Here is a 14668-nt window from a genome sequence, read left to right on the forward strand (position 1 = left end):
AAGTACTACTTATCAGTGGGTTAATTTAAAAATCATCTAAATAAAGAAAAATCATTCAAAAAAATGGATTTTAGATAACATATATTTCATATTTTTAGCAACAAATTTGCAAATAACTTATGAAAAAAGCCCTACTCCTACTCTTTTTGAGTGTTTTTTTAACAAAAACGTACGCTCAGGAATATTTCCCTGTTAATGAAAGTGTGCAAAACAAAAACAAGAATTATACTGTTTTTACCAATGCCACGATTTATGTGACCCCAACACAAAAAATCGAAAAAGGAACATTATTGATTCAAGACGGCAAAGTTGTCGCTGTTGGAAATAATATTGCAATCCCAAAAAACAGTATAGCAATTGATCTTGCAGGAAAAACAATTTATCCTTCATTTATAGATATCTATACTAGTTTTGGGGTCGAAAAACCAAAAAACAATAATAGACCTGATCAGGATCCATCGTATGATACTAAAAGAGTTGGTTATTACTGGAACGAAAGTATTCGTCCGGAAATAAATACTTTCGAGACTTTTAAATACGATCAATCAAAGGCCGAAGAATTATTAAAAGCCGGTTTTGGAGTTGTTGGAACGCATATTCCAGACGGGGTTGCGCAAGGAACGGGAATTTTAGTTGCCTTAAACAATGCCGAAAACAACAAACGAATTATCGCCAATAAAGTTACCAATCACTTTGCTTTTACAAGAAGTGCGTTAACAAACCAAGCTTATCCAAGTTCTTTAATGGGAATGATGGCTTTGCTGCGCCAAATGTATTTAGACCTGGATTGGTACAAAAAAGGAAATTCTGATACTAAAGATTTATCACTTGAAGCTTTGGCAAATAATGAAAAACTGGTTCAGATTTTTGCTTCAGAAGACAAACTAAATAGTTTAAGAGCTTCAAAAATTGCGAAAGAATTTGGCTTAACCTATGTTTTAAAAGGAAGCGGAAATGAATTTGAAAGAATCGAAGAAATCAAAAACACGAACGCTAAATATATTATTCCGATAAGTTTTCCCGAAGCTTATGATGTTTCAAATCCATATTTGTCAAACCAAATAGAATTGGCAGATATGCGTTTCTGGAATCAGGCTCCTACAAATCTAAAAGTACTTACGGACAACGGAATTGTTTTTGCCTTAACGACTGATAAATTAAAAAAGACAGAAGATTTTAGACTTAATTTATTGAAAGCCATTAAATATGGTTTTGATAAAACAAAAGCTTTAGAAGCTTTGACTACAATTCCTGCAGCTATTCTTGGAAAAAATAACGAAGTTGGAAGTTTAAAAACAGGAAGTTACGCGAATTTCATAATTACATCTGGTGAAATTTTTGACGAGAAAACGATTTTATATGAAAACTGGGTACAAGGAACCAAATATGTTGTAAACGATGTTAATGCAAAAGATATTCGCGGAAACTACGACTTAACAGTTGGAAAAGATACTTATAAATGGAAAATTGACGGAACCGTTGACGCTCAAAAATCTGAAATTACTACGGTTGATACTAAAAAAGTAAACAGCACTTTTGCCGTTTCTAAAAATTGGATTTCGCTATTGATAAAACCTGCAGATACAATCAAAGGTAATTTTGCACGCTTAACAGGATTTATCGAAAACCCGGAAAAATTATCCGGAAAAGCGGTATTAGCAAACGGAGATGAATTAGTCTGGACGGCTCTAAAAACAAGTGCGTTTGTTGCTGTAAAAGATACTTCTAAAGTAGAAAAACCAAATCCTATTGTACCAACTACTTTCCCGAACATCGCTTTTGGTGATTCTAAAAAACTAACGGCTCAGACTTTATTATTCAAAAATGCTACAGTTTGGACAAACGAGAAAGAAGGCGTTTTGACCGAAACTGATGTTTTAATTAAAAACGGGAAAATTGCTGCTGTTGGTAAAAACCTTTCAGATGCAGCTGCAACTATTATTGATGCAAAAGGAAAACATATCACAAGCGGAATTATCGACGAACACTCGCACATTGCAATTTCTAAAGGTGTAAATGAAAGCGGACACAACTCTACTGCCGAAGTGACGATTCAGGATGTTGTAAACTCTGAAGACATTAATATATACCGAGATCTTGCCGGAGGTGTAACAATCTCGCAATTGCTTCACGGATCTGCCAACCCAATTGGTGGTCGTTCTGCAATTGTAAAATGGAAATGGGGTTCTTCGCCAGATGAAATGTTATACAAAAATCAACCTAAATTTATCAAGTTTGCCTTGGGAGAAAATGTAAAACAAGCCAATTGGGGTATTACTAATCCAACTCGTTTTCCGCAAACGAGAATGGGTGTTGAACAAGTTTTTACTGATTATTTTCAGCGTGCTAAAGAATACGACGAAAGTTGGAAAAAATTCAACTCAGGTTCTAAAAAAGGAAAAGCTCCAAGAGTAGATTTAGAACTTCAAACTCTTGCCGAAATTATCAATAAAGAACGTTTTATCACTTGCCACTCTTATGTAGAATCTGAGATTTTGATGTTGATGAATGTTACCGAGAAATTCAATTTCAAAGTCAACACTTTCACCCATATTCTTGAAGGTTATAAGGTTGCAGATAAAATGAAAGAACACGGAGTTGGAGCTTCGACTTTCTCAGATTGGTGGGCTTATAAATTTGAGGTAAACGACGCAATTCCGTTCAACGGGCCTATTATGCATAACGAAGGATTGGTTGTTGCTTATAATTCTGATGATGCCGAAATGTCAAGAAGACTAAATCAGGAAGCTGCAAAAGCGGTTAAATACGGGAATATTTCTGAAGAAGAAGCATGGAAATTTGTAACCCTGAATCCTGCTAAATTATTACATATCGATGATAAAGTAGGAAGCCTTAAAGTGGGCAAAGATGCCGATGTTGTTTTATGGAGCGATAATCCCTTGTCTATTTATGCTCAAGCCGAGAAAACAATTATTGATGGTGTTGTATATTTTGATATCGAAAAAGATGCCGAAAAACAAGTGGCGATTACTAAAGAAAGAAGCTTGTTGATTGGACAGATGTTACAAGAGAAAAACAAAGGAATGAGTACACAGCCACCAACAAAAAAGGAGAAAAAAGAATATCACTGTGATACTTTAGAGCAATAATTAAGGCATTAGAAAATCATAAAAGATAAAAAACCAGATAAAATGAAACATAAAAACATATATATAATGCTGCTCGTATTTTGTGCCTCGGTACACATAAAAGCGCAGCAAATACCAGCACCAAAACAAAGCAAATCGGTTTTGATATTGAATGCGACCGCACATTTAGGCGACGGAACTGTTATTCAAAATAGTGCTATTGGTTTTAAAGACGGAAAAATTACTTTAGTTGCAGATGCAACAACTATCAGACTTGCTGCAAATGCCTATGATACTACTATTGATGCTGCCGGAAAACATGTTTATCCCGGGTTTATTGTTCCCAACGCAACATTAGGTTTGGTAGAAATTGATGCCGTAAAATCATCTGACGATCAGGAAGAGATTGGAAGTTTTAATCCAAATGTAAGAAGTATTATTGCTTATAATTCTGAGTCAAAAGTGGTAGAAACAGTTCGTCCAAATGGTGTTTTAATCGCTCAGGTAACACCACGCGGAGGTCGAATTTCAGGAACATCATCTGTAGTACAACTAGATGCCTGGAGCTGGAAGGATGCCATTCTAAAAGAAAATGACGGAATTCATTTAAACTTTCCATCAGGTTTTAGAAGAACCGGATCATGGTATGAGCCGGGAATTATTGAAGCCAATAAAGATTATCCTAAACAAGTAGAAGAAATTACTGCTTTTCTAGGCAATGCAAAAGCGTATAACCAAGAAACTCCAAAAGAAAGAAACATTGTATTGGAAGCTACAAAAGGGCTTTTTGACGGAACTCAAACACTTTATATCCACGCAGATGAAGAAAAACAAATTGTAGATGCAATACAATTAGCGGTTGACAATCAAATTAAAAAAATTGTTATCGTTGGCGGATTTGAAGCTTATAAATCTGCTGATGTTTTACAAAAATATAATGTTGGCGTTTTTCTAAGACGTGTTCATGAATTGCCAACAAGCGATGATCAGGATGTGAACTTACCTTATAAAATGGCAAAAATATTAACAGATAAAGGCATTGTTGTAGGTCTTGAAAACAGTGGAGATCATGAACGTATGAGCGTTAGAAACCTTCCGTTTTTAGCCGGAACATGTGCTGCTTTTGGTTTAGACAAAGAAAAAGCATTACAGCTTATTACTTCAAATACAGCCAAGTTATTGGGTATAGATGCTACTTGCGGCACATTAGAAACCGGAAAAGATGCTACCCTTTTTATCTCTGATGGTGATGCTCTTGATATGAGAACAAATAAATTAACGAGCGCTTTTATACAAGGAAGAACCATTAATCTGGAAACTTTCCAAACCAAACTGAATGATAAGTTCAAAGCAAAGTACAATCAGAAATAACTAAAACTTTTTTATTAAAAAGGCATCATTTGAAAATTCATCTGATGCCTTTTTTTATTTTCAAATTATAACTATTTCAATTAATTCTTTGAATATTCACGTATATTTATTTTAAAATTAAGATTATTCTGTCGCTTTTCTGTTAACAAAGGCTCTACAAGCCTGCATTTTTTAAATTCTAGATTAATAAATTGCAAAATTTAAGTTCATTTTAACAAATACACTCAAAATATAGGGGGTTAAATTCAAAAATTAACAAAAATCAAACATTGAACTCTATTTTTTATAGGGTTGTCGAATGATTTTATACTTTTATCAAAAATTTAAAACTAAATAACTATGCGAAAAATTATTTTAAGTGTGATTCTTATCACTATTTTGGTACTAACCTTTGTATCAAACTTCATTTTATCAGACAGTCCAATTCCAGCAGAAGCTGTAAAGTTTGATACAGGAGACACCGCTTGGATGATCGTAGCAACTGCATTTGTATTGCTTATGACACCAGGTTTAGGATTTTTCTACGGAGGAATGGTTGGTAAGAAAAACGTTATCAGTACAATGCTACAAAGTTTTATGGCAATGGTAATTGTTACTATTTTATGGGTTATTGTTGCATTTGGATTAGCATTTGGTCCTACTATTGGCGGAATCATTGGAAATCCACTTCCAAATTTATTCTTTCAAGGTGTTGGTACAAGTACTGCGTGGAGTCTTGCCCCTACAATTCCTTTTATGTTATTCGCATTATTTCAAGCAAAATTTGCCATCATTACTCCTGCATTAATCACAGGTGCTTTTGCAGAACGTGTACGTTTCTGGGCTTATTTATTATTCATGGTCTTATTCATTATCTTTATATACGCACCATTATGTCACATGACTTGGCATCCTGATGGACGTTTCTTCAAAATGGGAGTTTTAGACTTCGCCGGAGGAACAGTAGTACACATGAGTGCTGGTTGGGCTGCATTGGCCGGAGCGATCTTCTTAGGAAAAAGAAAAGTTCAAAAAGTGAATCCTGCGAGAATTACTTATGTATTATTAGGAACAGGTTTATTATGGTTTGGATGGTTTGGTTTCAACGCAGGTTCTGCATTAGGATCAAACGGATTAGCCGTACAAGCTTTAGGAACTACAACTGTTGCTGCTGCTGCCGCTGCTATGGCTTGGGTTTTCCTTGACAAAATCATCGGACACAAATTATCTGCACTTGGAGCTTGTATTGGAGCTGTTGTAGGACTTGTTGCTATTACTCCTGCTGCAGGTTTCGTAAGTATTCCTCATGCAATTTTCATCGGAGCTTTTGCTGCAATTGTTAGTAATCTTGTAGTAAGCAAATTCCCTAAAGGAAAAATCGATGATGCATTAGATGTTTTTGCTTGTCACGGTGTTGGAGGTATGGTTGGTATGTTATTGACAGGAGTTTTTGCTTCAAAAGCAATCAACCCTGCAGTTGGAGATAATCAAGGTTTGATTTTCGGAACTCCAACTTTATTCATCAACCAATTAATTGCTTTAGTAGCGGTTTCAATCTTTGCTTTTGTAGGTTCATATATTTTATTCTTTGTTGTAAATAAAATTACTCCACTAAGAGTTACTGAAGAAAAAGAAGAATTAGGATTAGACATTTCTCAACACGGAGAGTTCTTATAAGAAATTAATTTCCCCCTTTTGCCTAAATAAAAAATCCCTCTGAGTTTTAGCTTAGAGGGATTTTTGTTTTTTTTTAGAGAATAGATGTTAGATTATAGAAGTTAGAAATAGATGCAAGAAGCTAGAAACAAGACTTATATGTAAGAACTTAGAGAGAAGAAAATAGATTTTAGAAAATGACTAAACAAAAAAAGCACTCTGAGTTTATCACTTAGAGTGCTTTTTACTTGAATTAATTTCAACCCCTTATTATATTTTAGATTTCAGATTGTAGATCTTATATTCTAGATTTCTATTACAGCATAAACTATTGTCTATTTTCTATACTCTATATTCTCTCCAATCTTTCCTCTTGCTTCTAACATCTTGCTTCTCAAAGAGACTATTTAAAATTTCCAATCCCTTCTTTCAGCCAATGCAAATATTCATCAGCACTAACATAACTAATAGTAGGTTTAGAACTGTTTAGATTCTTTCCTTCCAAGTCTGTTATAACGTACAAAGGCTGTGTATTTGTTTTATATTTTGAGATCATAAAGTCAGTCCATTTATCACCAACAGTAATGATCTTATCTCCGGATTTAGTCACAAATTGCTCCTCTTTTGGCAACTCACGTTTATCATCAACATAAAGAGAAATCAAAACAACCTCATTCTTTAAGATTGGCAAAATCGTAGGTTCAGACCAAACATTGTTTTCCATTTTTCTACAATTCACACAAGCATAACCAGTAAAATCAAGCATAATTGGTTTATTGATAGACTTTGCATACGCTAATCCATCTTCGTAATCATGGAAAACCATAATACCATGTGGACCTAATTCTGCACCATCCGGCAAACCTTTTATAGATTCGGCACTAACATTTGAATTTGCAGAACCTCCTACTCCAAACGGACTTTCGCTATATTGCGGCGGTGGCGGGAAAGCGCTGATTAATTTCAATGGTGCTCCCCAAAGTCCTGGAATTAAATATACCGTAAACACAAGTGTAAGCAATCCTAAGTACAATCTACCTACAGAAATATGCTGTAACGGACTATCGTGTGGCAATGTAATTTTTCCGAATAAATATAAAGTCAAAGCTGCGAAAATTGCGATCCAAATTGCGATGAAAACTTCTCTTTCTAAAAAGTGCAATTGAAGCACTAAATCTGCATTTGATAAAAATTTGAATGCTAAAGCTAATTCCAAAAATCCTAAAACAACTTTTACCGTATTCAACCATCCGCCAGATTTTGGTAATGAATTTAACCATCCCGGGAACATTGCGAACAACATAAATGGTAATGCTAATGCCAAAGAGAATCCTAGCATCCCAACAATTGGAGCAATACCTCCGTTTGAAGCTGCTTCAACTAATAGAGTTCCAACGATTGGTCCTGTACAAGAAAATGAAACAATTGCCAAAGCCAAAGCCATAAACAATATCCCAATTAATCCACCTCTGTCTGCTTGTTGATCTGCTTTATTTGCCCATGAATTTGGCAGCATAATTTCGAAAGCTCCCAAAAATGACGTGGCAAAAATGATCAATATAATAAAGAAAATCAAGTTAAACCAAACATCTGTAGACAAAGCGTTAAGCGCATCAGCACCAAATATTTTAGTTACAATCAAACCTAAAATAACATAAATTGCAATAATAGAGAAACCATAAATAATAGCATTTCGAATACCTTTTGCTCTGCTTTTGCTTTGTTTGGTAAAGAAACTTACCGTCATTGGGATCATCGGAAAAACGCATGGTGTTAGCAAAGCAGCAAATCCCGAAATAAAAGCAATAAAAAAGATCGACCATAAACTTCTTGTTGGAGCTGGTGCAGGAACTTCTTCCTGAGCCGAAATTCCTGCCGGGGCTGTATGTACCTCAGCTTTAGTAGTATCTACCGCAGCTGGTTTTACGGTATCAACCGCCAAACCTTCTACCTTTGTTTCATCTTTTTTTGATTCTGTAACACTTGCAATCGCATCCATTTTAAATGTTGATGGAATTGCTATTGAGAATTTTTTATTCGAATTGATACAAACTTCTTTACAAACCTGAAAATCAAAATCAACGTCAACCGATTTTAAATTTGGGTTTATAATCTTGATTTCCTGTTCGATATGTGCTTTACCTTCAAAGAAAGTTTCGTTTACACCAAAAACATCATTAAAAGCCGTTTTCGTTTTACCTTCTTTGGCTTTGCCTACAAGTTCATAATTTCCCTTTTGATTTTTAAAAGCAATTTCTAATGCAAGCGGTCCGCCATCTGGCGTAAACTGCGAATACATATGCCAGTCTTTTTCAATTGTTCCATCAAAAATTAAAACAGCATTGTTTCCTGATTTCTTTTCTATTTTAGAAGTCCATTTTACCGGTTCAAGAATTTGCGCATTCCCTTTTGCAAAAGCAAACATGAAAAACAGCAAAAACACGATGGTTTTATTCCAGACACTTTTATACATTATCGATTGATGGTATTGATTAAAGTTCATTATTGTAATTCTATTTTAAGTATTTTATTTGTGGTATTCTCAATTTTAAAACGTTCGTCCTGTCTGATTCCAATAACCCAGACAATCTGATTATCGGAACACAAAATCCATGTTTTTTCTTTCTCAATCAGGGATAATTTCTCGTCTTTAAAAAGCTTACTTACCTTTTTTGACTTTCCCTCCATTCCAAAAGGATGAAAAACATCACCTTCATTCCATTTACGTAAAACCAACGGAAACTGGATTTTTTCAGCGTCCACAAATATAGCTTTATTTGAATCTATTGTAATGTGACTTACGTTACAAAGCTTCAATTTTAAGGGAAAATTAACGTCTGTATCATTTTCATTAATCTCAAATTCTCCTGTTTCCAAAATATCAGAAATAGGGCTCAAAATTAAGCTATCTCTGTTTTTCAATAATCTAAATTCAGCCGAAAGTACTTGCTTTCCGGATTGACTATCTACCAAATCATAGATATCATTCCACGCCAGAAATCCAAATTCATTCAGCCATTGATACAAATATGATTTATAATTAGGTAGTTTTTTAAGTTGATTTAAATCGAAATAGATATCATCACCAATTTCTTTAGCAACTTGCTGGTAAATCATAATCGACGCATCTTCGACCATTATCTGAGATTCCTGCAAATAAGATTGTGTTTTCTGAAAAGCATTCAAAAACTGTGGATTGATCTCTTTTAAGATCGGAACCAAATCATGACGGATTTTATTCCGAAGGTATTTATTAGAAGCATTGCTGCTGTCTTCTCGCCAATCGATGTTATTTTCCTTTGCATATTTCAGAATTTCATCTCTCGAAAATGGCAAAAGCGGACGAATAATTCGGTCATTTTCTTCCGGAATTCCAATTAATCCGTCTAATCCTGTTCCTCGGGTTAAGTTGATAATAAAGGTCTCCAGATTATCATCGGCATGATGTGCCGTTAGAATATAATCGAAATTCTGAGTTTCCAAAAGTTCATAAAACCAACTGTAGCGCAGTTCGCGAGCTGCAACTTGTGTAGATAACTTATAATCTTTTGCAAAAGCTTCGGTATCAAATTGCGTAACAAAAACAGGAATTTCATTTTGGTCACAATAGTTCTGAATAAAATTCTGATCACCAAAACTTTCTAATCCTCGAAGTTGAAAATTGCAATGCAAAACTGCAATTTCATAGGGTAATTGCTGCAACAAATGCAATAAAACCATACTATCCAAACCTCCGCTTACGGCAAGAAATAGTTTCTTATCTTCCAAAAATGGAAACCTCGAAGTGATGTGATTTTGAAAATTTTTAAACATTTGATAAAAGTAGAAAATTAAATTCGATCTATTTTTAAATGAAATGTTAAGCGTGTGTTTTTTTCGCCACGAATTCACGAACTATTTTTCACGCAGATCCTGCAGATTGAGCAGATTTATTTTTTTTGCCACGAATTACGCGAATTAGCACGAATTGTTTTTCACACAGATTTAAAAAGATTTAAGCAGATTCACGCAAATTATTTTTAAATAAAAATCCTTTAAAATCTGCTTAAATCTGCGTGAAACAAAATTATTTTAATCCTTTATAATCTGTGGCTAATTTTTTTTTTTGACAAACATTAGAAACAAAAAATTCGTGAATTCGTGGCTAACTTTTTTAAACTTTTTACTGTAAAACTTCATGCATTGCCTTAGCCTTCAACAAACATTCTTCGTATTCATTTTCAGGGATCGATAAGGATGTAATGGCGCTTCCAACAGAAAAAGAAACGTATTTATTTTCCTGATTATACAATATACTTCTGATCACGACATTAAAATCAAAATCGCCTTCGGGCGTAAAATAACCAACTGATCCACTATACAAACCGCGTTTTGTTTCTTCGAGATTTTCGATAATATTCATTACCGAAATCTTTGGTGCGCCCGTCATACTTCCCATTGGGAAAGTCGTTCTCAAAACATCGATTGGCGAATATTGGGGATCTATTTTGGATGTTATGGTCGAAATCATTTGATGCACCTGCAAGAACGAATAGATTTTACAAAGCTCCTTAACTTCAACAGAACCTTTTTGTGCAGTGTGCGATAAATCATTTCTCACTAAATCTGTAATCATGATATTTTCTGCACGTTCCTTGGCATCTGTTTCCAGAAATTGCTTTGATTTTTCGTCTTCAATAGGATCTGATGATCTTTTTGAAGTTCCTTTTATAGGCTGCGAAATCAAAGTTTCTCCAACTTTTTTCAGATATCGTTCCGGAGAAGCAGAAAGTAGATATTGCTTATGATTTTTAAAGAAAACCGAAAATGGCGCTTGCGAAATGGCGTTCAGTTTCTGAAATTTCTCTAACGGATTTATAATGACATCTTCGGCAAAAAACTCCATACAAAAATTAGCTTCATACATATCTCCTTTGTGAATATGATCGAGCATTTTTGTTACTTTTTCGACATATAAATCTTTAGAGATTCGTTGCTGTACTTTAACCTTATTCAATGTAACAAAAGAATCATTCTCGCTTTGAATTATTTCTTCAAAATCATCTTCAACCTCATCATCGCACAAGAATAAATACCGCATTTCAAGCTGATTTTCTTTCAATAAAAATATTTTTTTTGGTTGAAAGAAAAATAGATCCGGAAAATCTAAACCGTCAAAATTTGATGATTTTAAATCTTCGACATCATTTTTTAAATCATACGAAAGATAACCAAAAAGCCAATCTTTAGTCGTTTGCTGATATTGTTTTAAATCGTCGAAAGCGTTGTGAAAATCCGTTTTTAAAGAAGTAAAAGCATCTACGGCCAACACACAATCAAAACTGGAATATTCTTGTGGATACGAATTACTGTCCAAAAAAACTACCTCGCGAAATTGCTGCGACCAGGTTAGAAGTTGCTGTTTAAACTGCTCTGGATTTGAAATATGTTTATGAATTGAAACTCTCAAAAATGGGTGAATTTTAGATTTCAAAATTACGACAAAAAAAATCCTTCAATAAAATAATCCTCATAAATTATTGGCACACTTTTTAGTATATCGAATTAACACATATAACTAAAACACTTTTTTTAACACAAAAACACCATTAATGAGAATCAAAACTTCATTTATCAATAAAATTTTAAAAACTTTATGAAAACAATTGCAAAATTAGGCGCATCAACCTTGGTAATCATTGTATTACTATTTTCTTGTAAAAAAGCAGACTCTACTTCTACAGCAGACATCGCAGATTACAAAACCACAGCAGACAGTACTGCAATTTCTTCATCGGCTGCGGTAGTCGATAAAAACAGTAAACAGAAATTTATTCGAACTGCTGATATTAAATTTAAGGTTAAAAATGTCGTCAAATCTACTTATGCAATTGAAAATGCCACTCAAAAATTTGGAGGTTTTGTAACTTATACCAATTTACAAAGCACTATTCACGATCAGCTTAAAACTAAAATAAGCCAGGACAGTACACTTGAAACTACTAAATATACGGTCGAAAATAACATTACAATTCGTGTTCCTAACACGCAGCTCGACACGGTAATAAAAACGATTGCCAAACAAATTGACTTTCTGGATTTTAGAGTTATCAAAGCTGATGATGTTTCGTTGAAGTTATTAGCCAATCAGCTTTCGCAAAAAAGAAGCGCTTCAACCGAAAAAAGAGTCGAAAAAGCAATTGATGCTAAAGGCAAGAAAATAAATGATATTATAGAGGCCGAAAACACTTTGGCAAACCAGAAAGAATCCAATGACAATAATACAATTGAGAACTTGTCCTTGCAAGATCAGGTTAACTTTAGCACGATTACTTTGCAGCTTTATCAAAATGAAACTATCCGACAAGAAATAATGGAAAGCAAAAAAGACAGCGCCGCTTACAAACCAAATTTAGGCATTCAGATTATTGATTCATTAAAAACGGGCTGGTACATTCTTGAGGCAATCTTTGTATTTCTGGTTAATCTTTGGCCTTTTATTTTGATTGGTTTTGGTGGTTTCCTTATTTATAAAAAATACATCAAAAAACAGTAAAACTGTTAATAAGATAGCAATTTGATAAGAAAAAATTCGTTATATTTGATATAGCATTATCGAAATCTTAAAATAAGATTATAAAGATGGTAAAATTCTCAATAGAATAGCTTTAAAATTGGACTTTCATTTTATTCGAGAATTTAGATTGTAACGTTTTCCAAAAATAAATTATACATTTTTAACCTATCAAAAATCCTAGTATTATGAAAATTGCTACCATTGTTGTCCGAGTTTTAATTGGCTTGTTGTTATTGTTTGCCTCTATTAGTTTTTTCTTTCATTTAATGCCCGAGCCGGAAACAACAGGAGATTTTAAAGCCTTTAATGTTGGTCTGATGGCCTCAACTTATTTAATGCCTTTAGCAAAATCAATAGAATTACTTTGCGGAATTGCGTTTGTAACGGGACGTTATGTAACATTAGCTAATATTTTGATTTTACCAATTACGGTAAATATCTTATTCATCAATTATTTCCTTACGCCGGACGGATTACCAATTGCAGCGTTACTGTTCCTGGCTAACTTATTTTTGATTTACAGATATTGGGATAATTACAAAAGTGTTTTTACTGTATAAATTCATTCTCGAATTAAAATAAAAGAAACCCGACAGCATATAACTGTCGGGTTTCTTTTTTCAACCTTTTTTGTCATGTTTTACCCAGACCAGGTCCAAAACGTTATAACCTATTTCCTGAGCTTTGATAAGAAAATCAGCTTTTATACTCTCCGGAATAGTTGCTTCTCTGGAAAGTATCCACATGTATTTTAGACTTTCACCAGCGATAAGCACATATTTATAATCTGCATCAACCGCAATTATATTATAACCGGAATAAAAAGGACCAAAAAATGAAACCTTAAGCATACCAATATTGTCCTTTTTGACAAGCTTGGCTTTCCCGATGCTTTCCTCCCATTTGTCTTTTGTGACATTATAGCCCCTGTTATCAACTTTGATGGTGCCGTTATCATTTATAGAATATTCGGCAGTTACGTTGTTTAAGTCTTTTTCCCATTTGTAATCTAACCTGGCAATTTCAAACCATTTTCCTAAATATTTAGCTTTGTCAAAATTAGTAATTGCGACAGTTTTTTTCGGAATGCTTGAACGGCGGGAATAGAGTATAAATGCTATTCCTACTCCGAGTAGAACCGGAGTTATATATCTATTTTTCATAACATTATCTTTTTATAGAGGTAAAGATAACATCAGAATTCCACATCTAATTTACAAAATTTTTCTCGAATTTTACATTTTTGAGCGCTAAGATTTAAAAGAATAAATCAAAAGTTTTAAATACTTTTACTAAACTGCTATATTTGATTAAAACTTTGCCGCTAAATGAAAAAACACCTACTTATAGTCCTATTACTACTTTGTATTAACGTTTCGAGATCACAATCTATAAAATCAGTGGATTCTCTAAATACTGAAATCTGTAAATCGTTAGCCCAAAATAAAGCTTTGAACAATGAAATCAGGATTAATACAATCAATAATTCTCATATAGCGCCTTATTTGGCAAAGTTCAAAGACAGTATTGTTCAAAGAAAAGCGTTTGAACAGATCTTTTTCAGATTACAAAAAAATTGCAATGAGTTTGTAGCACTTTTTCCAAATAAGGCTCCGGAAAGCAGTTGGTCAATGCAAACCGAGAAACCTCTCGATAAAATATCTAAAGAAGAATGCAATCATTTTGATAAAATCTCAAAGTACTACTATATCGAAAATGATGGAAACAAAGTAGAAGTAACTTTAAATGACAATCTATGGATTGAAAAATTCTCTGACGATACATTTTCAAAATTACATTATAAAAGAAAAGGCAATTGCGAATTTGAGCTTGAATTTATTGAAAGCAACAATCTATCAAGAAAAAATTTAAGTATTAAAGGCGATAAATATTTGTATAAATTATACGATGAAGAGAATGAAACTTATAGCGTCTATACAAAAAATGAAGAAACCTATTATATTTTTAAAATAGCTAAGCAATAAAAAACCCGTCAGAATTAGTTCTGACGGGTTTT

General features: G+C 33.6%; 10 protein-coding genes. 6 read left to right on the plus strand and 4 right to left on the minus strand.

The annotated features are described in order from the left end of the window. Window positions 1-119 precede the first annotated feature (119 nt). From CHB81_RS15510 to CHB81_RS15520, 3 genes are all read left to right on the plus strand, one after another. On the plus strand, window positions 120-3110 hold the full coding sequence (locus CHB81_RS15510; protein WP_089352777.1) for an amidohydrolase family protein: 2991 nt from the start codon (window positions 120-122) through the stop codon (window positions 3108-3110). A gap of 42 nt (window positions 3111-3152) precedes the next feature. Continuing rightward, window positions 3153-4460, plus strand: coding sequence for an amidohydrolase family protein (locus CHB81_RS15515; protein WP_089352778.1), 1308 nt, complete (start codon window positions 3153-3155; stop codon window positions 4458-4460). Window positions 4461-4799: 339 nt separating this feature from the next. Beyond that, window positions 4800-6116, plus strand: a complete 1317-nt coding sequence (locus CHB81_RS15520; protein ID WP_089352779.1) for an ammonium transporter — start codon at window positions 4800-4802, stop codon at window positions 6114-6116. Between the two features lie 382 nt (window positions 6117-6498). On the opposite strand, the gene CHB81_RS15525 is transcribed toward CHB81_RS15520, so the two are convergent. The 3 genes from CHB81_RS15525 to CHB81_RS15535 all read right to left on the minus strand — a co-directional run bounded on the left by CHB81_RS15525 (window position 6499) and on the right by CHB81_RS15535 (window position 11544). Next, window positions 6499-8598 (minus strand): protein-disulfide reductase DsbD, encoded by a 2100-nt coding sequence (locus CHB81_RS15525; protein WP_089352780.1) that lies wholly within the window; start codon window positions 8596-8598, stop codon window positions 6499-6501. After that, window positions 8598-9908: a tRNA lysidine(34) synthetase TilS gene (gene tilS / locus CHB81_RS15530; RefSeq protein ID WP_089352781.1), complete on the minus strand. Its 1311-nt coding sequence runs from the start codon at window positions 9906-9908 to the stop codon at window positions 8598-8600. Before tilS ends, CHB81_RS15525 begins: the two co-directional genes overlap by 1 nt. 349 nt (window positions 9909-10257) lie before the next feature. Continuing rightward, a complete protein-coding gene (locus tag CHB81_RS15535) occupies window positions 10258-11544 on the minus strand; it encodes an anthranilate synthase component I family protein (RefSeq protein ID WP_089352782.1) in 1287 nt (428 codons plus the stop codon). 186 nt (window positions 11545-11730) lie between these two features. Between CHB81_RS15535 and CHB81_RS15540 the strand changes: the two genes are divergently transcribed. Beyond that, a complete protein-coding gene (locus CHB81_RS15540) occupies window positions 11731-12630 on the plus strand; it encodes a DUF4349 domain-containing protein (RefSeq protein ID WP_089352783.1) in 900 nt (299 codons plus the stop codon). A gap of 206 nt (window positions 12631-12836) precedes the next feature. After that, entirely contained in the window at window positions 12837-13211 is a 375-nt protein-coding gene (locus CHB81_RS15545; protein ID WP_089352784.1) for a DoxX family membrane protein, read from the plus strand. A 60-nt stretch (window positions 13212-13271) separates the two neighbouring features. Here CHB81_RS15545 and CHB81_RS15550 read toward each other — a convergent pair whose 3' ends face one another. Continuing rightward, window positions 13272-13814: a lipocalin family protein gene (locus CHB81_RS15550; protein WP_089352785.1), complete on the minus strand. Its 543-nt coding sequence runs from the start codon at window positions 13812-13814 to the stop codon at window positions 13272-13274. A gap of 165 nt (window positions 13815-13979) precedes the next feature. Here CHB81_RS15550 and CHB81_RS15555 point away from each other — a divergent pair, with 165 nt between their 5' ends. Beyond that, window positions 13980-14636 (plus strand): hypothetical protein, encoded by a 657-nt coding sequence (locus CHB81_RS15555; RefSeq protein ID WP_132022429.1) that lies wholly within the window; start codon window positions 13980-13982, stop codon window positions 14634-14636. Window positions 14637-14668: the final 32 nt, after the last annotated feature.

The sequence above is a fragment of the Flavobacterium sp. ov086 genome (assembly GCF_900187965.1).
Lineage (GTDB): Bacteria > Bacteroidota > Bacteroidia > Flavobacteriales > Flavobacteriaceae > Flavobacterium.